The 25,181-nt window shown below is 73.3% G+C and carries 23 protein-coding genes; 6 read left to right on the top strand and 17 right to left on the bottom strand.

Annotation, left to right across the window (positions count from 1 at the left end):
• Window positions 1–39 precede the first annotated feature (39 nt).
• Complete coding sequence (locus tag ACIO9K_RS25210; protein ID WP_363618896.1) at window positions 40–996, top strand: SDR family NAD(P)-dependent oxidoreductase; 957 nt, start codon at window positions 40–42, stop codon at window positions 994–996.
• A gap of 80 nt (window positions 997–1,076) precedes the next feature.
• Here ACIO9K_RS25210 and ACIO9K_RS25215 read toward each other — a convergent pair whose 3' ends face one another.
• The 7 genes from ACIO9K_RS25215 to ACIO9K_RS25245 form a co-directional block, all read right to left on the bottom strand.
• The gene (locus ACIO9K_RS25215; RefSeq protein ID WP_363618895.1) at window positions 1,077–1,670 is read right to left on the bottom strand and encodes a hypothetical protein; all 594 of its coding nucleotides are present in this window, start codon (window positions 1,668–1,670) and stop codon (window positions 1,077–1,079) included.
• Window positions 1,667–3,067 carry a hypothetical protein gene (locus tag ACIO9K_RS25220; RefSeq protein ID WP_400333321.1) on the bottom strand — a complete coding sequence of 467 codons (1,401 nt, stop codon included), beginning with the start codon at window positions 3,065–3,067 and terminating at the stop codon, window positions 1,667–1,669. The genes ACIO9K_RS25215 and ACIO9K_RS25220 overlap by 4 nt, the downstream gene beginning before the upstream one ends.
• The gene (locus ACIO9K_RS25225; RefSeq protein WP_363618893.1) at window positions 3,064–3,876 is read right to left on the bottom strand and encodes an ABC transporter ATP-binding protein; all 813 of its coding nucleotides are present in this window, start codon (window positions 3,874–3,876) and stop codon (window positions 3,064–3,066) included. The genes ACIO9K_RS25220 and ACIO9K_RS25225 overlap by 4 nt, the downstream gene beginning before the upstream one ends.
• A gap of 32 nt (window positions 3,877–3,908) precedes the next feature.
• On the bottom strand, window positions 3,909–4,736 hold the full coding sequence (locus ACIO9K_RS25230; protein ID WP_400333324.1) for a zf-HC2 domain-containing protein: 828 nt from the start codon (window positions 4,734–4,736) through the stop codon (window positions 3,909–3,911).
• Complete coding sequence (locus tag ACIO9K_RS25235) at window positions 4,733–5,293, bottom strand: RNA polymerase sigma factor (protein ID WP_400333327.1); 561 nt, start codon at window positions 5,291–5,293, stop codon at window positions 4,733–4,735. The genes ACIO9K_RS25230 and ACIO9K_RS25235 overlap by 4 nt, the downstream gene beginning before the upstream one ends.
• A gap of 133 nt (window positions 5,294–5,426) precedes the next feature.
• A complete protein-coding gene (locus ACIO9K_RS25240) occupies window positions 5,427–5,891 on the bottom strand; it encodes a MarR family transcriptional regulator (RefSeq protein WP_400333330.1) in 465 nt (154 codons plus the stop codon).
• A gap of 124 nt (window positions 5,892–6,015) precedes the next feature.
• Complete coding sequence (locus ACIO9K_RS25245) at window positions 6,016–6,786, bottom strand: HAD family hydrolase (protein WP_363618890.1); 771 nt, start codon at window positions 6,784–6,786, stop codon at window positions 6,016–6,018.
• A 148-nt stretch (window positions 6,787–6,934) separates the two neighbouring features.
• Between ACIO9K_RS25245 and ACIO9K_RS25250 the strand changes: the two genes are divergently transcribed.
• The 3 genes from ACIO9K_RS25250 to ACIO9K_RS25260 all read left to right on the top strand — a co-directional run bounded on the left by ACIO9K_RS25250 (window position 6,935) and on the right by ACIO9K_RS25260 (window position 9,517).
• A complete protein-coding gene (locus tag ACIO9K_RS25250) occupies window positions 6,935–7,462 on the top strand; it encodes a GNAT family N-acetyltransferase (RefSeq protein ID WP_363618889.1) in 528 nt (175 codons plus the stop codon).
• A 130-nt stretch (window positions 7,463–7,592) separates the two neighbouring features.
• Entirely contained in the window at window positions 7,593–8,828 is a 1,236-nt protein-coding gene (locus tag ACIO9K_RS25255; protein ID WP_400333335.1) for a sensor histidine kinase, read from the top strand.
• Window positions 8,825–9,517: a response regulator gene (locus ACIO9K_RS25260; protein ID WP_400333338.1), complete on the top strand. Its 693-nt coding sequence runs from the start codon at window positions 8,825–8,827 to the stop codon at window positions 9,515–9,517. Before ACIO9K_RS25255 ends, ACIO9K_RS25260 begins: the two co-directional genes overlap by 4 nt.
• 32 nt (window positions 9,518–9,549) lie before the next feature.
• Here the strand turns inward: ACIO9K_RS25260 and ACIO9K_RS25265 are convergent, their stop codons facing one another.
• A complete protein-coding gene (locus ACIO9K_RS25265) occupies window positions 9,550–10,179 on the bottom strand; it encodes a dienelactone hydrolase family protein (RefSeq protein WP_363618886.1) in 630 nt (209 codons plus the stop codon).
• A gap of 163 nt (window positions 10,180–10,342) precedes the next feature.
• On the opposite strand from ACIO9K_RS25265, the gene ACIO9K_RS25270 reads away from it, so the two are divergent.
• Window positions 10,343–12,040 carry an alkaline phosphatase D family protein gene (locus ACIO9K_RS25270; RefSeq protein WP_400333447.1) on the top strand — a complete coding sequence of 566 codons (1,698 nt, stop codon included), beginning with the start codon at window positions 10,343–10,345 and terminating at the stop codon, window positions 12,038–12,040.
• 84 nt (window positions 12,041–12,124) lie between these two features.
• Here ACIO9K_RS25270 and ACIO9K_RS25275 read toward each other — a convergent pair whose 3' ends face one another.
• The 6 genes from ACIO9K_RS25275 to ACIO9K_RS25300 all read right to left on the bottom strand — a co-directional run bounded on the left by ACIO9K_RS25275 (window position 12,125) and on the right by ACIO9K_RS25300 (window position 18,761).
• Complete coding sequence (locus ACIO9K_RS25275) at window positions 12,125–13,006, bottom strand: ABC transporter permease (protein ID WP_400333341.1); 882 nt, start codon at window positions 13,004–13,006, stop codon at window positions 12,125–12,127.
• Between the two features lie 44 nt (window positions 13,007–13,050).
• Complete coding sequence (locus tag ACIO9K_RS25280) at window positions 13,051–15,855, bottom strand: alpha/beta fold hydrolase (RefSeq protein WP_400333344.1); 2,805 nt, start codon at window positions 15,853–15,855, stop codon at window positions 13,051–13,053.
• Between the two features lie 156 nt (window positions 15,856–16,011).
• Entirely contained in the window at window positions 16,012–16,473 is a 462-nt protein-coding gene (locus ACIO9K_RS25285; RefSeq protein ID WP_363618884.1) for a GNAT family N-acetyltransferase, read from the bottom strand.
• A 1-nt stretch (window position 16,474) separates the two neighbouring features.
• Window positions 16,475–17,413: an RluA family pseudouridine synthase gene (locus tag ACIO9K_RS25290; protein ID WP_363582910.1), complete on the bottom strand. Its 939-nt coding sequence runs from the start codon at window positions 17,411–17,413 to the stop codon at window positions 16,475–16,477.
• Window positions 17,414–17,474: 61 nt separating this feature from the next.
• On the bottom strand, window positions 17,475–18,128 hold the full coding sequence (gene lspA, locus ACIO9K_RS25295) for a signal peptidase II (protein ID WP_400333450.1): 654 nt from the start codon (window positions 18,126–18,128) through the stop codon (window positions 17,475–17,477).
• 165 nt (window positions 18,129–18,293) lie between these two features.
• Entirely contained in the window at window positions 18,294–18,761 is a 468-nt protein-coding gene (locus ACIO9K_RS25300; protein WP_244293330.1) for a TraR/DksA family transcriptional regulator, read from the bottom strand.
• Between the two features lie 641 nt (window positions 18,762–19,402).
• Between ACIO9K_RS25300 and ileS the strand changes: the two genes are divergently transcribed.
• A complete protein-coding gene (ileS, locus tag ACIO9K_RS25305; RefSeq protein WP_400333349.1) occupies window positions 19,403–22,531 on the top strand; it encodes an isoleucine--tRNA ligase in 3,129 nt (1,042 codons plus the stop codon).
• A gap of 168 nt (window positions 22,532–22,699) precedes the next feature.
• On the opposite strand, the gene ACIO9K_RS25310 is transcribed toward ileS, so the two are convergent.
• From ACIO9K_RS25310 to ACIO9K_RS25320, 3 genes are all read right to left on the bottom strand, one after another.
• Entirely contained in the window at window positions 22,700–24,037 is a 1,338-nt protein-coding gene (locus ACIO9K_RS25310) for a DivIVA domain-containing protein (protein ID WP_400333352.1), read from the bottom strand.
• A 59-nt stretch (window positions 24,038–24,096) separates the two neighbouring features.
• On the bottom strand, window positions 24,097–24,378 hold the full coding sequence (locus ACIO9K_RS25315; protein WP_063347232.1) for a YggT family protein: 282 nt from the start codon (window positions 24,376–24,378) through the stop codon (window positions 24,097–24,099).
• Between the two features lie 99 nt (window positions 24,379–24,477).
• A complete protein-coding gene (locus ACIO9K_RS25320; RefSeq protein ID WP_031071810.1) occupies window positions 24,478–25,080 on the bottom strand; it encodes a cell division protein SepF in 603 nt (200 codons plus the stop codon).
• Window positions 25,081–25,181: the final 101 nt, after the last annotated feature.

Here is a 25,181-nt window from a genome sequence, read left to right on the forward strand (position 1 = left end):
GCACCCCCAGCTCCGGTCACCCAGCCAGACGGGAACATCATGAACGCCAACACCCCGCGCCTCACCACCCCCTTCGGCGCCGAGTCCACCGCCGCCGAGGTCGTCTCCGGCACCGACCTGACCGGCCGCCGCACCGTCGTCACCGGCGGCGCCTCCGGCATCGGCGTCGAGACCGCACGCGCCCTCGCCTCGGCGGGCGCGCAGGTCACCCTCGCGGTCCGCAACCTCGACGCCGGCGCCCGCACCGCCGAGGACATCACCGCGACCACCGGCAACAAGGACGTCCGGGTCGCGCCGCTGGACCTCGCCGACCAGGCCTCCGTCGCCGCGTTCGTCGCCGCCTGGGACGGGCCCCTGCACATCCTGGTCAACAACGCCGGCGTGATGGCCTCGCCCGAGCTCCGCACGCCGGAGGGCTGGGAGCTCCAGTTCGCCACCAACCACCTCGGGCACTTCGCGCTGGCCACCGGCCTGCACGCGGCCCTGGCCCGGGACGGCGGCGCCCGCGTGGTGTCCGTCAGCTCCAGCGCCCACCACCGCTCCCCGGTCGTCTTCGAGGACATCCACTTCCGCGAGCGCGCCTACGATCCCTGGTCCGCCTACGGCCAGTCCAAGACCGCCAACGTCCTGTTCGCGGTCGAGGCCGCCAAGCGCTGGGCGGCGGACGGCATCACCGTCAACGCCCTGATGCCCGGCGGCATCCGGACCGCCCTCCAGCGCCACGTCTCCGAGGAGGAGCTCGACCGGCTGCGCGCCCAGGCCGCCAACGGCGCGGAGCTGCTGTGGAAGACCACCGAGCAGGGCGCGGCGACCTCCGTCCTGCTCGCGGCCTCACCGCTGCTGGCGGGCGTCAGCGGCCGCTACTTCGAGGACTGCAACGAAGCCGTCCGCGGCGAACTCGGCGCCCGCAGCGGCGTCGCCGAGTACGCCCTCGACCCCGAGGCGGCCGCCCTGCTCTGGCAGGTCTCGCACGACACCCTGGGCAGCCGCGACTGACGGTCCGCGGCAGAACGCCCCGCGCTCCGCTCCCCGACTCACCGACTCACCGAGGGGAAGCGGGGCGCGGGGCGGGCCCGCTACTTGCGCGGCCCGGCCAGGGCGTAGAGCCCGGCGCCGGTCACCAGGAGGGCCACCGCGGTCCAGGTGGACGCCTCCGTGCCAGGGGGGTAGGACATCCAACCGAACGCCTTCCCCACGGTGTTGGGCGGCAGCGGCGGAGAGAGGACGGCGAACGCGAGCCACACGGTCGGCAGGGTCCAGGCGAGGTGCGCCCCGCACAGCACAGCCCCGAACGCGGCCAGGCCGGCCAGGCCCGCGGCGTCCCGGAGGACGACCTCGGTGGGGGCGAACCTCGGCCCCGCCGCCTGGACCGCCAGCAGCGCCGCACCCGCGACCACACCGATCAGCAGCGCGTGCGCCGCCCGGCGGGGCACCCACCGGATCGCGGCCGTCCTGTCCAGTGCGGGGTCCTGCCCGCCGAGCCCGACGGAGCCGGCCGCCACGCTCGCGGCGAGCACGAAGTACACGATCGGGTTGATCGCGTCCGCGTCCATCGCACCCGTGCCGCCGCCGCCCCGGTTGAAGGCCCACACCACCAGCGCGGTGAGCGCGACCGCGGCGGCCGACGTGGACACCTGCCGTGAACGCGCGTACAGCATCAGCCACCTCATCGCGACGCTCCCCCGGCCAGCTTCGTGACCTGCTTGTACCCCTCGCAGGAGAGCGCGGCGGCGTGCAGCTCGACGATCCGCGAGCGCTGCTCGGCCGGCGGCAGGGCCATCAGCTTCTGCCACGCGACGTCGGCCTCCGCCCAGGTTTCGAGCGCGTACCGGCTGGTGCCCTTCTCCTGCAGCGGTTGGAGCTGGGGGTCGTGGAGGGCCCAGCTCACGGCGATGCTCTGGGCGGGGATGTCGTGGCTCCCCCCGCCCTCCTTGTCGTTGTCCGGGTAGCAGCTCGGCGCCAGGCCCCTGGCGATCAGCGCGCGGGTCAGTTTCTCGCCCTTCGCATCGGCGAGCATCCGGTCGTTGAAGTCGACCAGCAGCACGTCTGCGGAGAGTTCGCGCGCCGCGGCGAGCTCGTGCAGCGCGGTGTCCTCCCGCACCGAGGCCGGAGCCTTGTCGCCCAGGGCGTCGTGCAGCACGCGCATCGCGTCCTTGCTGCGCAACGCGAGCTCGGCCAGGTGCGAACGGCTCGCCTGCGTCACGCACACCGGCCCGTCGCACACCAGCGCCGCGGCGGCCTTGTCGACGACGTAGGTGTCGCGCGCGGCGGCCGGGAGGACCAGCAGGGCCAGGCCCAGGCCGGCCAGGAGGGGAGTCACCGCGAGCAGCCGGGCCCGGCGGGTCGCGGCCGCCAGCAGCGCGAAGCCGGTGGCGAGCAGGCCGAGCAGCCAGAGCGTCTGGCCGAGGTGGACGGAGCCGGACAGGGTCAGCAGCATCTGCCGCGGCTCCACGGTCGCCGGGGACAGCTGGGCGAACCGGTTCGACACCCTGCCCGTCGGCACCGCCCCTTCGTTGTTCATGCGCAGGAACAGGCCCGTCCCCACGAAGACGACCACCACCAGGGCCGGCGGCGTGAGGGCGGAGGGCAGCGCCCGCGCGACGCCCATGCCGAACACGGCGCCCGCGACCAGGGCCAGTGCCGCCACCAGCGAGATCGGCAGCCAGCCGAGGGCTGCGTAGGTGGTCGGACCGGCCGCCACCTGGGCTCCGCCCACCAGGACCAGCAGACCGAAGCCCACCGCCGCGGCGAGCCCGATCGCACCGGCCGGCAGCGCCGCACGGCGCCAGGCCGGCAGCGGCGTGGTCGACAGCAGCTCGGTCATCCGCGAGCGGGATTCGCGCAGCCCGTACACCGCCCCGATGCCGATCACGAACGGCCACCAGTAGGCCAGCAGGGACCGGGTCCACATGGCCATGGTGGTCCACTGGGCCGTCCACCCCGCGGTGCCGTGCCACCAGAACGCGTCGAACGGGAAGAAGACCGCCAGGCTCCCGGCCAGCACGACGATGCCGGCCCACGGGGCGGCGGAGCGCCTCAGCTCCGTCCGCAGCACACGTCCGTTCACCAGGCGCTCCCCTGCTGGCCGGAGTTGCGGAGCAGCGCCGAGTAGCCGCGCTCCAGGGGGCTGTCGCCCGGGTGGTCGGGGCTGCCTGCCGCACCCAACTCGTCCGGCGTGCCCTGGAAGACGAGGCGGCCGTCGGCGAACAGCACCACGTCGGAGCAGGCGGCCGCGACGTCCTCGACCAGGTGGGTGGAGACGACCACGCAGGTGTCGCGGCCCAGGTCCTGCAGCAGCTCGCGGAAGCGCAGCCGCTGCGCCGGGTCCAGGCCGGCCGTCGGCTCGTCCAGCAGCAGCACCGCGGGGGAGTTGACGATGGCCTGGGCGATGCCGGCCCGCCGCACCATGCCACCGGACAGGGTCTTCATCCGGTGGTCGGCGCGGTCCGCCAGGCCCACCCGTTCCACGGCCCGTTGCACGGCCCCGGGGATGTCCGCCTTCGGCACCTCCTTCAGCCAGGCCATGTACTCGACGAACTCGCGCACCGTGAAGCGCTTGTAGTAGCCGAAGTCCTGCGGCAGGTAGCCGATCTGGCGGCGCAGGGCCCGGTGGTCGCCCACCCTGCCCCCCAGGGAGGTGCCGAGCATCTCCAGTTCGCCCTCGGTGGGGCGCAGCACGGTGGCCAGCGTCCGGATCAGGGTGGTCTTGCCCGCCCCGTTGGGCCCGAGGAGCCCGTGGGCGCCGACGCCCAGGGACAGGTCGAGCCCGTCGACGGCCATCTTGCTCCGTCCGACGCGCACCCTCAGGCCGCTGGCCCGGATCTCCCAGGCGTAGGTCTTCGGCGCGGTGTCGGCCGCGCTCGCCGTATACGTCATGCGATGGTCCCTTTCCAGGGTGGACATGGGTTTCACAGCGTTGAGTACGCGTCCCTGCGGGTGATCACGGCGCAGATGCCGAGTGTGAGGAGCAGCCCCCACACGGGCAACTGGTCGCGGTGCAGGGCGAGTTCGAGGACGGCGGGGATGCGGCCGGTGACGAACGCGGGCACCACGACGGCGGCGCCCCACGCGGCCACCAGCCCCACGGCGGCGCGGGTCACGCCGACCACGCTGCCCAGCGCCAGGGCGGTGGAGGTGAAGGCCAGGGAGGGCAGCAGCCACTGCGCGGCCGTCGTGTTCCCGGTCAGCCATCCCCCCAGCAGGAGCCCGGGCACGACCACCACGAGGACCGCGGTGGTGCGCCTGAGCAGCAGGGCCAGGCCGGCCCGGGCGGTCGAGGCGGTCAGTTCGTGCGCCGGGTCCAGACCGCGTGACCACGACGCGGCGACACCGCACAGCGGCAGCACGGGCGCGATCAGCGCCACCATCGAGGAGCCGCCGAAGACCTTCGCCGGCGCGGCCACGTCCAGCAGCAGCGCCACCAGGGTGACGACGGCGGTCATCGCCAGCCACGGGGTCATGGCCGGTGTCAGCCAGACCGACACCCACGTCGGGCGGTGCCGCCGCCGGGGCGCCCCGGCGGCCACGCCCAACTGCGCGTCCAGACCGGCCCGGACGGTGTCGACGAGCGCGGCGACGCCGGGCGCCTCGGTGGCCACGGAGGCCGCCAGCAGGCTCCGGCACGGCGCGCACGTCTCCAGGTGGGCTTCCAGCGCCCACACCGTGTCCGCGGCCATCGCCGTGTCACCACGCGCGTAGTCGTCGATCAGCCGCCTCGACGCGTGTTCCGCGTTCATGCCAGCGCCTCCCGCATCGCGATCCGGGCCCGGCGGGCACGGGTCTTGACCGTGCCTTCGGGCAGTCTGAGCAGGACGGCGGTCTCCCGGACGGAGAGCCCGTCGAGCACCGTCGCCTGCAGTACGTCTCGGAGTTCCGGCGCCAGCCGCCGCAGGGCGTCGCCCACGTCGCCGCCGACGGTCCCGGCGAGCGCCTCCTCCTCCGCCGCGGGCACCACGGCCCGCTCGGCGGCGGCGGCCGGCGGTTCGGCGTGGTGGGCACGACGGCGGAAGGCGTCGACGAGGCGGCGCGCCGCGATCGTCCACAGCCACCCGACGGCCGTCCCGCCGACGGCGCTCCCGGCGAACGCGCCGGCCGCGCGCCACACCGCCAGATAGGTCTCCTGCATGACCTCGGCGACGATCTGCTCGTCCGCGCAGCGGCGGCGCAACCGCACCGCCAGCCACGGCGACGTGCGCCGGTACAGCTCGTCGAACGCCGCGCGGTCACTTCTGGCGATCAGCTGGACGAGGCGTTCCTCGTCCAGCTCGTCCAGTGCTCTCCTGCGTGATCTCACACCAGCCAGACGCCCGCGACCGCACGCAGGTTCTGCGCTCGACGTGACCTGCGCCACATCGCCACCCCGGCATGACAGCAGCGCAGGAAGTCGACCTACCCGACTTCCTGCGCTGCGGCTACCTCGACACCCTTCAGTCGGGCAGGTTCCCGTCGCCCCCCAGGTTGGCGACCATCCGACGCAGGACGTCGATCGTGGTCGCGAACTCGGCCGCGCCGATGCCCTCGTGCGCCTGCCGGTGCACCCGCAGATTGCGCTCCCGCGCCCGGAGGCGGCCGGCCTCCCCCGCCTCGGTCAGCGTCATGGCCCCTGCCTCCTCCGTCAGCCACCCCCGGGCGGCGAGGTCGTCGAAGACGCCGCCGAAGTCGATCCCGAGGTCCTCGTACCTCGCCAGCCGCTCGACCAACGCCGCCCGGGTCCACCGGCCCGGATCCCCGGCCACGTGGTTGAGCGTCCACCAGTGCGGCTGCGTGAGGTCCTCCACCGCCAACTGCGCACGGAGGGCCCCGACCACCCGCCGGCACGCCTCACCGCTCCACGCGCCGATGGGCTGGGCGGCCAGCTCCTCCTGCGAGTACTCCCGGACTGCCATGTCCATTCGCCCCCTTCGAGCGATCACCGGAACACGGCCACCGTAGAACCTCAACTGCCCTTGAGATCAAGGCCGGTTCAGAAGGCGGCCGCCCGGATCAGGCACCTGTGGCGGCAGGCACCCCGGCGCCCTACCGCCCCTCGGCCGCCCGCGCCAGCAGCGCGATCTCGGCCGCCACCGCCTCCGGCTCGGCCGCGACGCTGACGTGGGCGACGCCGTCCAGCCCGGGATGCGTGCCGACCCGCACCGCCCGCTCGGCGTTGCGCAGCAGGTCGAAGTCGTTGATGTCGTTGCCGAAGGCCGCGTACGCGCCGATGCCCATCGACGTCAGGGCCTCCCACTTCGTCGTGGAACCGGGCGCGAAGTCGATGATCGCCTCGTCGAGGTGGTGGTTCACCATCAGCCCGAGCCCCCGGCCGGCCTCGGCGAGTTCCGCCATGTCCGACGCCTCGACGACCAGGAACTTCACCACCTCGGGCAGCTCGGCGAGCTCCACCCGGCTCGCCAGGCCACCCTGGTCGACGCGGCCCCGGATCGGGTGGTCCACCGGCCCGGTGTACGCGTAGTCCCAGGGCCCGTCCGCGAGATAGCCCGCCTCGTGGCGCGCGACCGCCGCCATCAGCCCGCCCAGCACCGCCGGTTCGAACGCGGCCCGGGCCCGCACCTGCCCGTCGACCGACACCAGGCTCCCGTTCCCGCCGATCAGCATCGCGGCCGGGAAGGCGCCGTCGAGCACCGGCAGCATGTCCCGAACCGGCCTGGCCGACGCGAAGACCACCCGGTACCCGGCCCGCTCGCACTCCCCGATCGCCGTCAGGATCCGACCGTCGATCGTCCGCCCGTCGAAGCAGAGCGTGCCGTCGAGATCGAAAACCACCGTGCGGGTGCGAAGGTTGACCATTCCCGGATGATATCCGTCCGTTCGGAGCCCGCGATGTGATCCCCGCGACGCCGCCCCCGACACCCGTTCGACCGCGATCGCCCCCGGTGCTCCGACCTCCCGAAAGCCGCTTGCCGGGCGGGCGACGGTCCCCGTACCGTCGCCCGACATGACCCCGACCCTGCGTACCGAGCGCCTGCTGCTCGACCCGTACGTCCTCGCGGACGAAGAGGACTTCGTGGCGCTGTTCCAGAACCGGCAGGTGTCCCGGTGGATGGGCGACGGCCCGCAGTCCGAGGCCGAGGACCGGGCCCTGTTCGGCCGCGTCTTCACCCAGGTCTACGCCTCGAACCGGTTCGACGTCTGGGCCGTGCGGCACGACGGCCGCCTCGTCGGGCACGCCGAGATCAAGCCCGCCACCGCGGTCGAGGGCTTCGAGATCGTCTACGCGCTGGCCCCGGAGGCGTGGGGCCGCGGCCTGGGCACCGAACTGGCGGCCGCGATCGTCGACTACGGCTTCACCGCCCTGGGGCTGGCCGAGGTGCACGCGACGGTCGCCGACGCCAACCTCGCTTCGCTGGCGTTGCTGGGCAGGATCGGCTTCCGGCACGTCCGCGACATCACGGAGGACGACGGCAGCACGACCCGCCTGCTCACCCGGGGCCGCGCCGATGCCTCCGGGGCCGCCTCGCCGTAGCTTTCCCGCCGGAGCAGAAACGCCGAGGCCGGAAGGGCCGAGGCCGGAAGGACTGAGGCCGGAAGGCCGGAACGAACGCTCCCCCGATCGGGGGAGGCCCCCCACGAGCTGCGCCGCAATACTGGCGATCATGATCAGGGGAATCCGGCCGCTGCTGCGCGGCTCCACGTACTCGGGTGTGCTGTTCGCCTTCCTCGGCGCGCTGGCGAGCCTGCCGCTGCTGCCGTTCGCGATGCTGCCGATGATGGCCTGGCCGTCCGGCCCCTACCTCGCACGGGCGGTGCTCACCCTGCTGGCCTGGGCGGCGCTGCTCGCCGTGGTCGGGCTGGCCCGCACCACCCGGCGGGTGCTGATCGGCGGCGCCCGCCGGCTGCTGAGGGTGCCGCTGCCGGATCCGGTGTCCGACACCCGGGCGGCGGACACCCCCGGCACCGACCGCTGGCGCACCCCGCTGTGGCTGCTGCTGCACGTGGCACTGGGCTGGGTGGGGGGCCTGGTGAGCCTCGTCCTGCTCGGCGCGGCCGTGGCCCTGCCGGGCGGCTGGGTCTCCGGTGATGCCCGGCTGAGCTGGCCCGGCCGGTCGGTGCAGGTGACGGGCCTCTGGAGCTGGGTGGTGGCGGCGGCCTGCCTGCTGCTGGCGCCGGTGGTGTGCGCGGCGGTGGCGAGCGCCCTGCGCGGTCTGGCCCCGAAGCTGCTGGGGCCGTCGGCGGCCGAGCGGCTGGCGATGGCGGCGGAGCGGGAGCGCCGGCTGGCCGAACGCAACCGGCTGGCGCACGAGTTGCACGACTCGATCGGGCACACCCTGACGGCGGCCACGATCCAGGCGGCGGTGGCGGGCGAGGTGCTCTCCGCCGACCCGGTGGCGGCGCGGGCCGCCATGCGCAGCATCGAGGAGTCGACCCGGGCCGCCCTGGAGGACCTGGACTACGTGCTGGGCGCGCTGCGCGAGGAGGAGTCGGGGGCGGCCCCGGCCCGGACCTTGGCCGACCTGCCCGAGCTGCTGGACCGGTTGCGGCACGCCGGCGCGGCGGTGGAGCCGGAGCTGTCCGGCGAGCTGGCGCAGGTGCAGGGGACGCTCTCCCGGGCGGCGTACCGGATCCTCCAGGAGGGGCTGACGAACGCGCTGCGGCACGGAGCCGGCGGCCCGATCGAGGTCCGGGTGGCGGCCGGGCCGGACACCCTGGAGCTCAGCGTGGTCAACCGGACCGGGACGGGTCCGCGCCAGGGCGCCTTCCCGACGTCCGGCCACGGCCTGCCGGGCCTGGCCGAGCGGGTCCGGCTGCTGCACGGCGATATCGAGGCCGGGCCGGACGGGCCCCAGGCCTGGCGGCTGGCCGTGCAGCTGCCCGTGCGGTTGTCGGCATGACCGGCCCAGGCCCCACCGACGCCCCGGGCAACGCCCCCGTCACCCTCCTGATCGCGGACGACGACGAGGTGACCCGCAGCGGCCTGCGCACCCTGCTCGCGGTGCAGCCGGGGATCACGGTGGTCGGGGAGGCGTCCGACGGCGTCGACGCGGTCGAGCAGGCACAGCGGCTGCGGCCGGACGTGGTCCTGATGGACGTACGGATGCCGCGCCGCAACGGGATCGAGGCCACCCGGCAGTTGCTGGCCGAGTCGGCCGTGCCGCCGAAGGTCGTGGTGATCACCACCTTCGAGAACGACGGCTACGTCACCGCCGCGCTCAGCGCGGGGGCGAGCGGGTTCGTGCTGAAGCGGCTTCCGGTGCGGCAGATCGCGGAGGCGGTGCGGGTGGCGGCGGCCGGGGAGGCGATCCTCTTCCCGGCGGCGCTGCGCCGGATGGTCTCCGCCCGCCCGCTGGACTCCGCCGAGGCGCTGCCCCGGGCGGCGTTGACGGTGCGGGAGGAGGAGGTGCTGCGGTCGATGGCCACGGGCCAGTCCAACCCGGAGATCGCGGAGTCGCTCAGGGTGAGCCTGGAGACGGTGAAGACGCACGTCGGGAACGTGCTGACCAAGCTCGGCGCGCAGAACCGGACCCACGCCGTGGTGATCGCGTACGAGTCCGGCCTGGTGGTGCCGGGGCTCGCCGGCTGACCGGCCGCCCCGACGACCCCCTCGCCTCCCGGTCAGGAATCCAGCTCGCCGAGGAAGTCCAGCGCGATGGCCCAGGCCCGCTCCGCCGCCTCGGCGTCGTAGTCGGCCAGCTCGGTGTCGGTGAACAGGTGCCCGGCGCCCCGGTAGCGGTGCACCTCGACGTCGGCCCCGGCCCGCCGCATCCCCAGGTACCAGGCGTTCAGCCAGTCCTCGGTCTCGAACGGGTCCGGCTCGGCGACGTGCAGCTGCACCGGGATCTCGGTGGCCGCGTCCTCGCGCAGGTCGGAGGTGCCGTGCAGGAGCAGCAGGCCGCGGGCCTTGTCGTCGGCGAGGGCGAGGTTCTGCGCGAGCGAGCCGCCGAGCGAGAAGCCCGCGTAGACCAGGCCGCCGTCCGACAGCGGAGCGGCGGCGGTGACGGCCCGGCGCAGCAGTTCCTCGCTGCCGCCGACCTCCTCCTGGTACGCCAGTCCGGCCTCGATGTCGTCGAAGGTCCGCCCGTCGTACAGGTCCGGGGTGTGCACGGTGTGCCCGGCGGCGCGCAGCCGGTCGGCGGCGGCGTGGACGGCGGGGCGCAGCCCGAGGGCGGAGTGGAAGAGGACGATCTGGGCCACGGTCGGGGTCCTTCGGCAGCTGAGGGCGGGTACTCCCCCATGATCCCGCATGATCCGGCGACCCGACTTCCCCGGCCGACCCGCCCCGGCTTCCCCGGCCCGCCCGCACCGAACCGCAGCCCCCTTCCCCTCCACGACGGGTCGTCAGGTCGCCTGATTTACCTACGCTTTACTAACGGGTAACCTTCCGGACGTGAACGATCTTGTCCATGACATGACCCCCGCCCACCCGCGCCGCCGCCAGGTCCTGAAGGCCGGCGCGCTGGCCGCCGGCGCGACCGCCGCCCTCCCGATCGCCCTCCCCACCCCCGCCGGAGCCGCCGAGCCGGCCCAGGCCGCCGGAGCCGCCCAGACCCCCGGAACCCCCGAAGCCGCCCCCCGCTTCCTGCACGGCATAGCCTCCGGCGACCCCCTCCCCGACGGCGTCCTGCTCTGGACCAGGGTGACGCCCCGCCCCGAGGCCGTCCCCGGCTCGGGCCTCGGCCCCGACACCGAGGTCCGCTGGGAGCTGGCCGCCGACCAGGCCTTCGCCCGCGTCGTCGCGAGCGGCACGGTGACCGCCACCGCCGCCGCCGACCACACCGTCAAGGCCGACGTCCGCGGCCTGACCCCGGACACCCCCTACTGGTACCGCTTCACCGCCACCGCCGGTACCGGCACCGCCGCCTCCCCCACCGGCCGCACCCGCACCACCCCCGCCACCGACGCCGCCCTCTCCCGGCTGCGGTTCGGCGTCGCCTCCTGCGCCAACTGGGAGGGCGGCTACTTCTCCGCCTACCGCCACCTCGCCGCCCGCGGCGACCTGGACGCCTTCCTCTTCCTCGGCGACTACATCTACGAGTACAAGACCGGCGAGTTCTGCGCCCGCGGCACGGTCGTGCGCCCGCACGCCCCCACCCACGAGATCCTCACCCTCGCCGACTACCGCACCAGGCACGGCCAGTACAAGACCGACGACGACCTCCAGGCCCTGCACGCCAAGCTCCCGACCATCGCGATCTGGGACGACCACGAGTTCGCCAACGACGCCTGGTCCGGCGGCGCCGAGAACCACACCCCGGGCACCGAGGGCGCCTGGGCCGACCGGATGGCCGCCGCCAAGCAGGCCTACTTCGAGTGGATGCCGGTCCGGCCCTCGATCGCCGGCACCACCTACCGCCGCCTGCGCTACGGCAAGCTCGCCGACCTGCACCTGATGGACCAGCGCTCGTTCCGCTCCCAGCAGGCGAAGACGGGCAGCGGTGCCGTCGACTCGGCCGACCGCACCCTCACCGGCCGCGCCCAACTGGACTGGCTCAAGGTCGGGTTGTCCGCCTCCGACACCACCTGGCGGCTGATCGGCAACGAGGTGATGATCTCCCCGGTCGCCTTCCTCTCGCTGCCCGACTACCTGCTGCGCCCGCTGGCCAAGCTGCTCGGCCTGCCCGGCGAGGGCGTGGCGGTCAACCCCGACCAGTGGGACGGCTACACCCACGACCGCCGCGAGCTGCTCGGCCACCTCAAGGCGAACGGCATCACCAACACCGTCTTCCTGACCGGCGACATCCACTCCGCCTGGGCCGCCGACGTCCCGAACGAGGCCGCCACCTACCCGCTGTCCGGCAGTGTCGCCACCGAGTTCGTGGTCACCTCGGTGACCTCCGACAACGTCGACGACCTGCTGAAGGTCGCCCCGCAGACCGTCTCGCTGGCGGCCGGCACCGCGATCAGGACGGCCAACCCGCACGTCAAGTGGGTCGACCTGGACTCGCACGGCTACGGGATCCTGGACATCACGCCCGAGCAGACCCAGATGGACTACTACGTCCTCTCCGACCGCACCCGCAAGGACGCGACCAGCAGCTGGACCCGCTCCTACCGCACCCGCACCGGCACCCAGCGGATCGAGCGCGCGAACGCCCCGATCGCCTGACCCCACCCCGGGCCCCCACGCCGGGCCCCACGTCTGTCACCCGGGCCCGCCGCACCCACGCGGCGGGCCCGCAGCACGACGGCCCTACGACACCACGTCCTTGCGCGCGAACCCCCGGAACGCCAGCGCGAGCAGCACCGCCGCGTACGACAGCGACAGCGAGACGCCCTGCACCATGCCGCCCCACTCCAACTGCGGCTGCAGGGCGTCCGCCCAGGCGTACTGCCAGTGCGCGGGCAGCCACTCCCGCAGGCCCCCCAGCGCCGTGACGGCGTCCAGCACCCCGGTGATGATCGACGCGAACACCGCCCCGCCGACGGCGCCCAGCGGCGCGTCCGTCGCCGTGGAGAGCCAGAACGCCAGCGCGGCGATCACGATCTCGGCGAGGAACACGTAGGCCGCCGCGACGGCCAGCCGGGGCAGCGCCTCCCCGGCCGAAAGGCTGGCCCCGGTGGGCAGCTTGAGGTCCCCCCAGCCGTACGCGGCGGTGCCGACGACCAGCCCGATCAGCGGCAGCATCGCCACCGCCACCGCCGAGAACGCCAGCCCGACCGCGAACTTGCGGGCCAGCAGCCGGGCCCGGGGCACCGGCGCGGCCAGCAGGTAGCGCAGCGAGGACCAGCTCGCCTCGGAGGCGACCGTGTCGCCGCAGAACAGCGCCACCGGGATGACCAGCAGGAAGCCGGTGCCCACGAACAGCATGGTGGCGGCGAAGTTGGGCCCGGACGCGGTGGCCAGGTCGATGAAGGTGGTCCGGTCGGGGCGGCTCGGGGTGCCGCCGATCTGGAACGCGGCCAGCATCACGAACGGCAGGGCGGCCAGCACCGCGCCGATCACCAGGGTGCGGCGGCGCCGCAGTTGGCGCATCGCCTCCACCCGCAGCGGCAGCGTCCGGCCCGCCCGGTACCCCTCGGCGTGGTCCGCCGACACGATGCCGCTCGCGCCACCGCTCACATCGCTGCTCACGTCACCGCTCACGTCACCGCTCGCCCCACCACTCACGCCACTGCTCACGCCGCACCTCCGATCAACGACAGGAACGCGTCCTCCAGCCGCCGCTGCGGCCCGGCGCTCTCCACCGGCACGCCGAGGCGCACCAGTTCGGCCAGCAGTTCGTGCGCCGCCAGCCCGTCCAGGCGCACCAGCAGCCCGCCCTCGACGGCCTCCGCCGAACCGACCCCGGCCAGCGCGCCCACCTTCTCGACGACCGACCCGGGCTCGTACCCGGCGGGCACGCCGAGGAACAGCAGCTCGCCCGCACCGACGATCTCGCCGACGGCTCCGGTGGTGATCAGCCGCCCGCGGTCCATCACCACCAGGTCCGTGCAGCTCTGCTCGACCTCGGCGAGCAGGTGGCTGGAGACGATGACGGTACGGCCGGCGGCGGCGTACCGGATCATCACCTCGCGCATCTCGCGGATCTGCGGCGGGTCGAGCCCGTTGGTCGGCTCGTCGAGGATCAGCAGGTCCGGCATCCCGAGCATGGCCTGGGCGATGGCGAGCCGCTGGCGCATGCCCTGCGAGTAGGTCCGCACCGCGCGGTCGAGCGCCTCGCCGAGACCGGCGATGGCCAGCGCCTCGTCGAAGCGGGCGTCCGCCTCCGGCCGGCCGGTGGCCTGCCAGTACAGCCGCAGGTTGGCCCGGCCGGTGAGGTGCGGCAGGAAGCCCGCGCCCTCGACGAAGGCGCCGACCCGGGAGAGCACCGGTGCGCCGGGGCGCACCAGGTGGCCGAAGATCCGGATCTCGCCCGCGTCGGGCCGGATCAGGCCCATCAGCATCCGCAGCGTGGTGGTCTTGCCGGCGCCGTTGGGCCCGAGCAGGCCGAGCACCTGCCCCTGCTCCACCCGGAAGCCCAACTCCCGCACGGCGTAACGGTCCTGAGCGCCCTTGTAGCGCTTGCTCAGGCCGGTGATCTGCAACGGCACCCCGGCCAGCGCCGGATCGTACGCCGGCCCGTCGCCCGCCCCCCGCCGACGGCGGCGCAGCAGCCGGGGCGACAGCACCAGGCCGAGCGCCACCACGACGGCCGCCAGCGGCAGCAGCCAGGTGCGCGCGGGCAGCGGCGTGGCCTCGGTGACGAGTTCGTCGTCGGTCGGCACGGTGAGCGCCCCGGCCGGCGCGACCCGGTAGGTGGCGGGCTCGACGGGCGAGGCGTACGCGAGGTCGGTGGCGGCCAGGACGAGCCGCAGCCGGTGTCCGGCGGCGAAGGTGTGGTCGACGGCGGGCAGCGCGACGGTGACGGTGCGGCCCGCGTCGGCGCCGGTGACCCGCAGCGGGGCGGCGAGCTGCTGCGGGAGCACGGCCTTGCCGTCCGGGCCCACGTCGTACAGCTTGGCGAAGAGCACCGCGTCCGGCCGGTCGGCGTGCACCTGGACGGGCACGGTGGGCTGCCCGGTCAGGTGCAGCGGCTGGTCCAGCGGCGCGGAGTCGAAGGCGGCGTGCTGGCCGGGGAAGTCGAGCGACAGCCCGGCGCCCAGCGAGGCGGCCTGGCTCAGCGCGCCGATCCCGGGCAGCGTCGAGATCCCGGGCGGGGCCCCGCCGGGCGGGTTGGCGATGGTCTGCTCACCGCCGGCCAGTTCGACACCGTGGGAGCCGGTTCCGCCCAGGCCCGGGTAGCGGTCGGCGGAGGCGCCGCGCAGCACGGCCTGGAAGCCGGTGGAGTCGACGCCCCCGGTGCGGGTGACCCGGAACGCGGGGCCGGTGTCGTCGCCCTGCCCCTTCAGGTAGCGGTCGAACCAGGCGGTCACCCGGTCGTCGACCCGGGCGCTGGTGTCGGTGCCGCCGTCGTGCCCGCCGGCGAACCAGTCCACCGAGACGGGTGCCCCGTTGGCCGCGACGGCCCGGGCGATCCGGTCGCCCTGGTCGAGCGGGAACAGCGAGTCCTGCTGGCCCTGCACGACCAGGGTGGGCGCCTTGAGCTGCGCGGCCACCGAGGACGGGCTGGAGCGGTCCAGCAGCGCGACGGCCTCCGGGTCGGCGTGCCCGGCGGTGGCGACCCGGTCGTACATCTGGCAGAGCGACTCCAGGAACCGCCCGCAGCCGACCGGCCCGCCCGCGGCGTCGCCGCCCTGCCCCGGCCCGCCCTGCCCGGCCCCGCCGCCGCGCGGCGCGCCGCCCGAGGGCCCGAGGTCGCCGGCCGCGCCGGTGGTGAAGAAGATCCCGGCCCAGAGCTTCTTGAACACGCCGTCGACGGCGCCCGAGCCCTGCACGCCCTGCGGGAACAGCGCGTCGGCGAGGTTCCACCAGGTGATCTGGGTGGCCACCGCGTCGATCCGGTGGTCGTACGCGGAGGCCAGCAGCGAGACGGCGCCGCCGTACGAGGCACCGGTGATGCCGACCCGGGGGTCGCCGGGCCCGTCGAGCTGCACCTCGGGCCGCTGGGCCAGCCAGTCCACCAGGTGCTTGACGTCCTCGACCTCGCGGTCGGGCGCGTTGAGGCCGATCTTCCCGCCCGAGTGCCCGAAGCCGCGCGCCGACCAGGTCAGCACCGCGTAGCCCTGCCGGGCCAGCTGCTGGGCGCGTTCGCGCTCGCCGTCCTTGGAGCCGCCGAAGCCGTGCGCGAGCAGGACCGCCGGGCGCGGGGTGCTGCCGGTGGTGAAGAAGGAGGTGTCCACCTGGACCTGCTGGTCACTGCCGGGGGTCTCCGGCATGGCGAGGAAACGGTCCTCCTGATGGACCGCCGGCTCACCGCCGGACGCCACCGTCGCCGTACCGACCCCGGCCACCACCACCAGGGCCACCGCACCGGCCACCACCCTGCGCCGCACCGTCGTACCCCGGCTGCGCCACCGGCGCCACGCCCCACCGAACTCCATGGGGGCTGATCGTATCCGCCCCCCGGGTAGGCGTCCGATAAGGCCACCGCCGAAGCCGCCGCTTCCGCCCCGTTCACCCCGTTGCGCCCCGGTACGGCACGGGACGACGGAGATCCCCGCACCCCACCAGGGGTACGGGGATCCGCAGGGCGCGCCCTACAGCACCCGCGTCATCGTCCGATGCGGTATCCCCGCGTCCTCGTACACCGGGCCCTCGGCCGCGTACCCCAGCCGCTCGTAGAACCCCAGCGCCCGCACCTGCGCGTGCAGTTCCACCTCGACGGCCCCGCGGTCGAGCCCGGCCGCCTCGATCGCCCGCACCAGCTGGGCCCCGAGCCCGGTCCCCCGGGCCGCCGACACCACCGCGAGGCGTCCGAGCAGCACCCTGCCCTCGACACCCCCGGTGAGCTTCAGCGCCTGCTCCCCGAAGATCAGCCGTCCGGTCCCGAGCGCGGTCCCGTCCGCCGCCACGGCCAGCAGGTGCACCGAGGTCGCGTCGTACTCGTCGTACTCCAGCTCCTCCGGCACGTTCTGCTCGACGATGAACACCTCGCGCCGCACGTCCCGCACCAGCGCCAGGTCCGCGGCGCCCGCCGCGGTCCGGATGGCCGCCGTCATCTCAGCTCTCCGACGAGATGATGTCGAGCGCCTTGCGCAGGTCGGGCGAGTACTCGCTGGAGAACTCGACCCACTGCCCGTCCGCCGGGTGCTCGAAGCCGAGCGACACGGCGTGCAGCCACTGCCGGGTCAGCCCGAGCCGCTTGGCCAGCGTCGGGTCGGCGCCGTAGGTCAGGTCGCCCACGCAGGGGTGGCGCAGCGCGGACATGTGGACCCGGATCTGGTGGGTGCGCCCGGTCTCCAGCTTGATGTCGAGCAGCGAGGCCGAGCGGTAGGCCTCGATCAGGTCGTAGTGGGTGACGGACGGCTTGCCGTCCTTGGTCACGGCCCACTTCCAGTCCGAGCTGGGGTGCCGCCCGATCGGCGCGTCCACGGTGCCGCTCAGCGGGTCCGGGTGCCCCTGCACGAGGGCGTGGTAGCGCTTCTCGGTGATCCGGTCGTGGAACTGCCGCTTGAGGTCGGTGTACGCGCGCTCGGACTTGGCGACGACCATCAGCCCGGAGGTGCCGACGTCCAGCCGGTGCACGACGCCCTGGCGCTCGGCGGCGCCGGAGGTGGAGATCCGGTAGCCGGCCGCGGCGAGCCCGCCGATGACGGTGGTGCCGGTCCAGCCGGGGCTGGGGTGCGCGGCGACGCCGACCGGCTTGTCGACGAGCACGATGTCCTCGTCGTCGTGGATGATCCGCATGCCCTCGACCGGCTCGGCGATGATCCGCACGGGGGCGGCGGGGGCCGGGATCTCGACCTCCAGCCAGGAGCCGGCGGTCACCCGGTCCGACTTTCCGGCCACGGCGCCGTCGAGCGTCACCTTGCCGTCGGCGGCCAACTCGGCGGCCTTCGTCCGGGAGAAGCCGAACATCCGGGCGAGGGCGGCGTCGAGGCGCTCGCCCTCCAGGCCGTCGGGTACGGGGAGGCTGCGGATCTGCGCTGCGGTACTCACCCGTACGAGTATGCCGGAACCGCGGCCCTCCGCCGCCCGCCCGACCGCCCGGGGGCCCCTGCTACTCGGTCTTGCCGCCCTGCTGGTGGACGGTGCCGTCCGGGTTGCTGCCCCGGAAGGAGAGCAGCACGACGAGGATTCCGCCGCAGACGATCGCCGAGTCGGCGAGGTTGAAGACCGCGAAGTGCTGGACGGAGATGAAGTCGACGACGTGCCCGCGGAAGACGCCCGGCGAGCGGAACAGCCGGTCGGTGAGGTTGCCCAGGGCCCCGCCGAGCAGCAGCCCGAGCGCGATCGCCCAGGGCAGGCTGTACAGCCGGCGGGCGATCCGCCAGATCACCACGATGACGGCCGAGGCGATCATCGTGAAGACGACGGTCAGCGCCTGCCCCATGCCGAAGGCGGCGCCGGAGTTGCGGATGACCTGGAAGGTGACGACGTCCCCGATCACCTTGATCGCCGCGTGGTTCTCCAGCCGGGCCACGACCAGCAGCTTGCTGCCGAGGTCGATCAGGAAGGCGAGCAGCGCGACGACCATCAGCACGCCGACCCGCCGACGGCCCTTCGGCGCCTCCGCCGCGGCCGGGGCGCTCGCCTCGGCGGGCCCAGCAGGCTCGGCGGGCTCGGTGGACTCGGCCACGGCCACCTCCACGGCTTCGGCGGGGGTCGGGACGGCGTCGTCCCGCGTCTGGGGGGAACCTTGCGTACTGATGATCCGCTCCGCTGCCGGTGGAGCTCCCCCGGTTGGAGGTGGGGGAGGGTGGGCCCGTGGTCGCCGTACCGGACACCTCCGAACCGGACGTGTCCCGAGGATTCAGGCGACGTTACGGGGTCGAGCGTACGGCAAGCCCGACCCCCTGCGCCGCCCCGGTCGGCCGCGTCAGCGGCGTTCCTGCTTGGCCTTGCACTGCACGCAGAGCGTGGCCCGGGGGAAGGCCTGCATCCGGGCCTTCCCGATGGCCTGCCCGCAGGACTCGCAGGTGCCGAAGCCGACGCCCTCCAGCCTGGTCAGGGCCCGCTCGGTCTGGGCGAGGCTGTCCCGGGCGTTGTTGGCGAGCGCGAGCTCGCTCTCCCGCGAGATGTTCTTCGTACCGGCGTCCACCTGGTCGTCACCGGCTCCGTCGTTGGAGTCACGCATCAGGCCGGAGATGGCCGCCTCCGCGGCGTCGATCTCGTTCTGCAGCCGCTCCAGCTCGCTGATGAGCTCGGTGTGCAGCTCGTGGACCTCGTCGGTGGTCCACGGGTCCTCGCCGGGCCGGACCGGCAGCGTGGCCGGGTCCACCGACTCGGCGCCGCGCGGCACGGTGACGGTGTCGGTGCTGCTCTTCTGCCGTGCGGTAGTGGTCACGGTCCCCTCCCCTGGATCGGCCGCCACGGCCTTGCGTGCCCGCTTGGTGGCGGTACCCGCGCCGGTTGCCTTCTCAGCCATGGCTTCGACCCCATCTACGAACGAATCGAGCCGCCGGTTCCCGGCGGCCTCCAGTGCCGGAACGATAATCCCGATCAAAACCGGTCACAACATGACATTCCGACGCCCCATGATGATCCCACCCAGGCAGCCGCCCCAGCCGCCACGCCCCGCGCGCTGACCAGACTTGTGCCCAGATCACCCCCGCCTAACCACCACCGCCGCCGGCCCCGGAGCGCCCCGGTCGTCCACCGCGGGGAAAAACGATTTGGACAAACCGACTCGCCCGGCCGATACACTGGCCCTGCAAGGCGCAGATGGGACGAGTACCGACGTACGCAGCCACCAGCGACCCGGGGACGGTGCGAGCCCGGGGGTGTGCACGGCGGGAAGATCACCCCGGAGCCGCCGGAAGAACGGCCGCCCGCCACCGCGCGGGCCGGCCCACTAGACCCGGCAGCAAGCCCAAACAAGAGGGCCGCAGCAGCACCGCGGCCAAGGAGGGTGGTACCGCGGGGCGGCTCGCCGTCTCGTCCCTCCGTCGGATCCCGTTCACATCCGCCGGAGGTATGACGCCCGCGATGAGCACCTACAACTCCGTCCCCGCACAGGTGGACCTGCCCGCCCTCGAACACCGGATCCTGTCGTTCTGGCAGGACAACAAGATCTTCCAGCGCAGCCTGGAGCAGTCCGAGGGCCGCCCCGAGTGGGTCTTCTACGAGGGCCCGCCGACCGCCAACGGCATGCCCGGCGCCCACCACATCGAGGCCCGCGTCTTCAAGGACGTCTTCCCCCGCTTCCGGACGATGAAGGGCTACCACGTCGCCCGCAAGGCCGGCTGGGACTGCCACGGCCTCCCGGTCGAGCTCGCCGTCGAGAAGGAGCTGGGCTTCTCCGGCAAGCAGGACATCGAGGCGTACGGCATCGCCGAGTTCAACGCCAAGTGCCGCGAGTCGGTGACCCGCCACACCGACGCCTTCGCCGAGCTGACCACCCGCATGGGGTACTGGGTCGACCTCGACGAGGCCTACCGGACGATGGACCCGTCGTACGTCCAGTCCGTCTGGTGGTCGCTCAAGCAGATCTTCGACAAGGGCCTGCTGGTCCAGGACCACCGGGTCGCCCCCTGGTGCCCGCGCTGCGGCACCGGCCTGTCCGACCACGAGCTGGCCCAGGGCTACGAGACCGTCGTCGACCCCTCGGTCTTCGTCCGCTTCCCGCTGACCAGCGGCCCGCTGGCCGGCCGGGCCGCGCTGCTGGTCTGGACCACCACCCCGTGGACCCTGGTCTCCAACACCGCCGCCGCCGTCCACCCGGAGGTCACCTACGTGGTGGCCACCGACGGCGAGGAGAAGCTGGTCGTCGCCGAGCCGCTGCTCGCCAAGGCCCTCGGCGAGGGCTGGGAGGCCACCGGCGAGTCCTTCACCGGCGCCGAGATGGAGCGCTGGGCCTACCGCCGCCCGTTCGACCTGGTCGAGATCGAGAACGCGCACTACGTCCTCAACGCCGACTACGTCACCACCGAGGACGGCACCGGCATCGTCCACCAGTCGCCCGCCTTCGGCGCGGACGACCTCGCGACCTGCCGCAGGTACGGCCTGCCGGTGGTCAACCCGGTGCTCGCCGACGGCACCTTCGCCCCCGAGGTCCCGCTGGTCGGCGGCCAGTTCTTCAAGAAGGCCGACGAGGCCCTGGTCGCGGACCTCAAGGAGCGCGGCCTGCTCTTCCGCCACCTCCCGTACGAGCACAGCTACCCGCACTGCTGGCGCTGCCACACCGCGCTGCTCTACTACGCGCAGCCGTCCTGGTACATCCGCACCACCGCGGTCAAGGACGCCCTGATCCGGGAGAACGAGGCCACCAACTGGTACCCGGAGAACGTGAAGCACGGCCGCTTCGGCGACTGGCTGAACAACAACATCGACTGGGCGCTCAGCCGTAACCGCTACTGGGGCACCCCGCTGCCGATCTGGCGCTGCGAGGAGGGCCACCTCACCTGCGTCGGCTCGCTGGCCGAGCTCTCCGAGCTCACCGGCACCGACCAGAGCGAGCTCGACCCGCACCGCCCGTACATCGACGACGTGACCTTCGCCTGCCGCGAGTGCGGCGGCACCTCGACCCGGGTCCCCGAGGTCATCGACGCCTGGTACGACTCGGGCTCGATGCCCTTCGCCCAGTACGGCTACCCGTACCAGAACAAGGAGCTGTTCGAGAAGCGCTACCCGGCGCAGTTCATCTCCGAGGCGATCGACCAGACCCGTGGCTGGTTCTACACGCTGATGGCGGTCGGCACCCTGGTGTTCGACAAGAACAGCTACGAGAACGTCGTCTGCCTGGGCCACATCCTGGCCGAGGACGGCCGCAAGATGTCCAAGCACCTGGGCAACATCCTGCAGCCGATCCCGCTGATGGACCAGCACGGCGCCGACGCCGTCCGCTGGTTCATGGCCGCCGGCGGTTCGCCCTGGTCGGCCCGCCGGGTCGGCCACGGCACCATCCAGGAGGTGGTCCGCAAGACCCTCCTCACCTACTGGAACACCGTCGCCTTCCAGGCCCTGTACGCCCGCACCGCCGGCTGGTCCCCCTCGGCGGCCGATCCGGCCCCGGCCGACCGCCCGCAGCTGGACCGCTGGGTGCTCTCCGAGCTGAACACCCTGGTCCGCGAGGTCGACGCCGCCTTCGAGGCGTACGACACCCAGCGCGCCGGCAAGCTGCTGTCCGGCTTCGTCGACGACCTGTCCAACTGGTACGTCCGCCGCGGCCGCCGCCGCTTCTGGCAGGGCGACGCGGCCGCGCTCGCCACCCTGCACGAGGCGCTGGAGACGGTCACCCGCCTGATGGCCCCGATGACCCCGTTCATCACCGAGCAGGTCTGGCAGGACCTGGTCGTCCCGGTCGCCGCGGACGCCCCGGCCTCGGTCCACCTGGCCACCTGGCCGCAGGCGGACGAGTCGCTGATCGACACCGACCTCTCCCGGCACATGGCGCTGGTCCGCCGCCTGGTGGAGCTCGGCCGGGCCACCCGCGCCGAGTCCGGTGTGAAGACCCGTCAGCCGCTGTCCCGCGCGCTGATCGCCGCCCAGGGCTGGGACGAGCTGCCCGCCGACCTGCGCGCGCAGATCGCCGAGGAGCTCAACGTCTCCACCCTGGAGTCGCTCGCCGAGGTCGGCGGCTCGCTCGTCGACACCAGCGCCAAGGCCAACTTCCGCGCCCTGGGCAAGCGGTTCGGCAAGGGCGTGCAGGACGTCGCCAAGGCGGTCGCCGCCACCGACGCCGCCCGCCTGGCCGCCGAACTGCGCGCCGACGGCGAGACCTCGGTCGAGCTGAACGGCGAGCCGGTCGCCCTCTCCCCGGACGAGGTGATCATCACCGAGACCCCGCGCGAGGGCTGGGCCGTCGCCAACGAGTCCGGCGCCACCGTCGCCCTCGACCTGGCCATCACCCCGGAGCTCAAGCGGCTCGGCGTCGCCCGCGACGCCATCCGCCAGATCCAGGAGGCCCGCAAGAACTCCGGTCTCGACGTCGCCGACCGGATCGTCCTGCGCTGGCGGGCCACCACCGAGGAGACCGCCGAGGCCATCGCCGAGCACGGCCCCCTCGTCGCCGAGGAGGTCCTGGCCACCGACTTCGCCGCCGGCACGGCCGACTGGGACTCCGAGACCTTCGCCGACGAAGCCCTCGGCCTCGCCTTCCAGCTCCGCAAGGCCTGACCGACTCCGAAGCCGCCGTCACCCCGCCCGGGGCGACGGCGGCTTCGCCGTACCCGCGCGCCCCCGAAGCGACGTCACCACCCCGCGCGCGCCCGCACCACAGCAGAGCGCCCCCTGTCCGACCCGTGGGTCGAACAGGGGGCGCTCTCAAAAGGCCGCGCTACAACCTCAGTTGTCGCCGTCCTCGTCGATCAGGAAGCCCCGCATCGGCGCCGGCGCCTGCTGCATCGGCTGCGGAGGCTGCGGGCGGACGGCCGCCATCGGCTGCGTCATCCCGGCCGGCTGCATCTGCGGCGCGCCGGTGTTGCCACCGGACGCCTGGCCGCCGAAGCTCGGCGCCGGCGGGTTGCCGCCGAAGGAACTCTGCCCGCCGAACGACGGCGCGTTGCCGCCGAAGGCCGGCTGGTTGCCACCGAAGGCCGGGGCACCGCTCATCGCACCGGCACCGGCCGGAGCCATCGACGAGGCCGCCGGCGGCAGCGACGCGGTGGCGGGGATCCGCGGCGGGGCGAGCGAGTCGTCGGCCTGCGACTCCAGCTGGCGCAGCTGGGTCTCCAGGTACGACTTGAGGCGCGTCCGGTACTCGCGCTCGAACGCCCGCAGGTCCTCGACCTTGCGCTCCAGCGTGGCGCGCGCGGACTCCAGCGAGCCCATCGCGACGCGGTGCTTCTCCTGCGCGTCCCGCTCCAGGGCGTCGGCCTTGGCACGGGCGTCGCGCTCCAGGCCCTCGGCGCGGCTGCGGGCCTCGCCGACGATCTTGTTGGCCTCGGAACGGGCCTCCGAGATCGCCTGGTCGGCGGTCTGCTGAGCGAGCGCCAGGACGCGGGCGGCACTGTCGCCACCGGGGCCCTGCTGCTGCATGGGGGCGCCCATGGGGCCGCCCATCTGCTGCTGCTGCGGGCCGCCCATCGGGCCGCCCATCGGCTGCATCTGCTGCTGCTGGCCCATGCCCTGGCCCATCGGGTTGCCCATCTGCTGCGGGCCACCGGGGCCGCCCATGGGCTGGAGCATCTGACCGCCCATCGGCTGGACCAGCTGCTGCTGGCCGCCCATGGTCTGGTTCATCTGCTGCTGCTGCGGGCCGCCCATCTGCTGGGGGCCGGCGGGGAGCTGCGGGGCGCCGGAGGGCAGGCCGAGCGGCTGGTTGCCCATCTGCTGCTGCTGCGGGCCGCCCATCTGCTGCTGCGGACCACCGGGGCCCATCTGCTGCTGCTGCGGGCCGGGGCCCTGCTGGCCGGGAACCGGCGGGCCGGATATGGCGGCCGGAACGGGGGCGCCCGAACGGGCGTCCTGCGGCGGCTCCTTCCGCATGTTCGCCTGGTTCTGCGCGGCGGCGCGAGTCGCGGCGGCCAGCTTGGCGCGCAGGTCCTCGTTCTCGCGAAGCAGGCGGGTCAGCTCTCCTTCGACCTCGTCGAGGAAGGCATCGACCTCGTCCTCGTCATAGCCTTCGCGCAGGCGGACGGTCGTGAACTGCTTGTTCCGAACGTCCTCGGGGGTCAATGGCATCTCTTCACCTCAACGTGATCGTCGGCACACCGGCATCCTGTCGCATCGCTCACCTACGACTAGGGCCGCACAAGCGAGATCAGGACATACACAATGATCATCAGTACGAAGAAGGACAGGTCGAGCGCCACGCCCCCGAAACGCAACGGCGGAATGAACCGCCGAAGAAGCTTGAGCGGCGGATCCGTGACAGTGTACGTGGCCTCCAGGACCAGGACCATGGCCTTGCCGGGCCGCCACGAACGCGCGAACTGGAAGACCCAGTCCATGACCAGTCGCACGAGCAGGAACACCAGGAAGACGGTCAGGGCGTAGTAGAGCACCGCCCACACGATGTCCATCGCGTTTCCCTCTCCCCGGTTCCGGGCCCTTGGGCCTGCCGCTCGTCACCTGTCGCTAATCCACTGTTGATCAGATCCACACGTAAAGTCGTGGCCGGGTCAGCTCTGGTTGAAGAACCCACCCTCGGCGATCCGAGCCTTGTCCTCCGCCGTGACATCGACGTTAGCAGGCGACAGCAGGAACACCTTCTGTGTCACGCGCTCGATACTGCCGTGCAGACCGAAGACGAGTCCAGCGGCGAAGTCTACGAGTCGCTTCGCGTCGGTGTCGTCCATCTCGGTCAGATTCATGATCACGGGGGTCCCGCCACGGAACTGTTCCCCGATGGTACGGGCCTCGTTGTAGGTCCGCGGGTGCAGCGTGGTGATGCGGTAGGGCTCTCGTTCGTTCACTACCTTGGGCATGATCACCGGGGCGCTCTTCTCCAGGTTGTGGCGGCGTTCGGGTGTGATGGACGACACTGGGGCCATCCTCGGGGTCTCCTGCCGGATCGGCACCGCGGCCGGGACCGGCTGCGGAGTGATCGAGGAGACCGGGGCGGGCGCGGCGGCCGGCCGGGGGATGTCCTCGGTCCGCTGTCCCGTTCGAATCGGCTCGGGGTCCGCGTCGTAGTCGTCGTCAGGGTCGTACCCCTGACCGTCGTACGTCTCGTCCTCCACGAGGCCGAGGTAGACCGCCATCTTGCGCATTGCGCCGGCCATGCTCCTGTCTCCTCCGCTCATAGCCACCTCGCTGGCGCTCGGTGGCGGCTTCGCGAAACGCGCACCTTCCGATGGTCGCTCGCTCTGCTCGCTCCGTGCGG

Source organism: Kitasatospora sp. NPDC087271, assembly GCF_044744605.1.
Taxonomy (GTDB): domain Bacteria; phylum Actinomycetota; class Actinomycetes; order Streptomycetales; family Streptomycetaceae; genus Kitasatospora.

Bases quoted from the DNA above. Each gene is read 5' to 3' on its own strand.
- ACIO9K_RS25270 (WP_400333447.1), top strand. From the start codon at position 10,343: ATGACCCCCGCCCACCCGCGCCGCCGCCAGGTCCTGAAGGCCGGCGCG.
- ACIO9K_RS25285 (WP_363618884.1), bottom strand. From the start codon at position 16,473: ATGACGGCGGCCATCCGGACCGCGGCGGGCGCCGCGGACCTGGCGCTG.
- ACIO9K_RS25230 (WP_400333324.1), bottom strand. From the start codon at position 4,736: ATGAACGCGGAACACGCGTCGAGGCGGCTGATCGACGACTACGCGCGT.
- ileS (WP_400333349.1), top strand. From the start codon at position 19,403: ATGAGCACCTACAACTCCGTCCCCGCACAGGTGGACCTGCCCGCCCTC.
- ACIO9K_RS25240 (WP_400333330.1), bottom strand. From the start codon at position 5,891: ATGGACATGGCAGTCCGGGAGTACTCGCAGGAGGAGCTGGCCGCCCAG.
- ACIO9K_RS25225 (WP_363618893.1), bottom strand. From the start codon at position 3,876: ATGACGTATACGGCGAGCGCGGCCGACACCGCGCCGAAGACCTACGCC.
- ACIO9K_RS25215 (WP_363618895.1), bottom strand. From the start codon at position 1,670: ATGAGGTGGCTGATGCTGTACGCGCGTTCACGGCAGGTGTCCACGTCG.
- ACIO9K_RS25245 (WP_363618890.1), bottom strand. From the start codon at position 6,786: ATGGTCAACCTTCGCACCCGCACGGTGGTTTTCGATCTCGACGGCACG.
- ACIO9K_RS25265 (WP_363618886.1), bottom strand. From the start codon at position 10,179: ATGCGGGATCATGGGGGAGTACCCGCCCTCAGCTGCCGAAGGACCCCG.
- ACIO9K_RS25210 (WP_363618896.1), top strand. From the start codon at position 40: ATGAACGCCAACACCCCGCGCCTCACCACCCCCTTCGGCGCCGAGTCC.
- ACIO9K_RS25280 (WP_400333344.1), bottom strand. From the start codon at position 15,855: ATGGAGTTCGGTGGGGCGTGGCGCCGGTGGCGCAGCCGGGGTACGACG.
- ACIO9K_RS25320 (WP_031071810.1), bottom strand. From the start codon at position 25,080: ATGGCCGGCGCAATGCGCAAGATGGCGGTCTACCTCGGCCTCGTGGAG.
- ACIO9K_RS25260 (WP_400333338.1), top strand. From the start codon at position 8,825: ATGACCGGCCCAGGCCCCACCGACGCCCCGGGCAACGCCCCCGTCACC.
- ACIO9K_RS25315 (WP_063347232.1), bottom strand. From the start codon at position 24,378: ATGGACATCGTGTGGGCGGTGCTCTACTACGCCCTGACCGTCTTCCTG.
- ACIO9K_RS25310 (WP_400333352.1), bottom strand. From the start codon at position 24,037: ATGCCATTGACCCCCGAGGACGTTCGGAACAAGCAGTTCACGACCGTC.
- ACIO9K_RS25255 (WP_400333335.1), top strand. From the start codon at position 7,593: ATGATCAGGGGAATCCGGCCGCTGCTGCGCGGCTCCACGTACTCGGGT.
- ACIO9K_RS25250 (WP_363618889.1), top strand. From the start codon at position 6,935: ATGACCCCGACCCTGCGTACCGAGCGCCTGCTGCTCGACCCGTACGTC.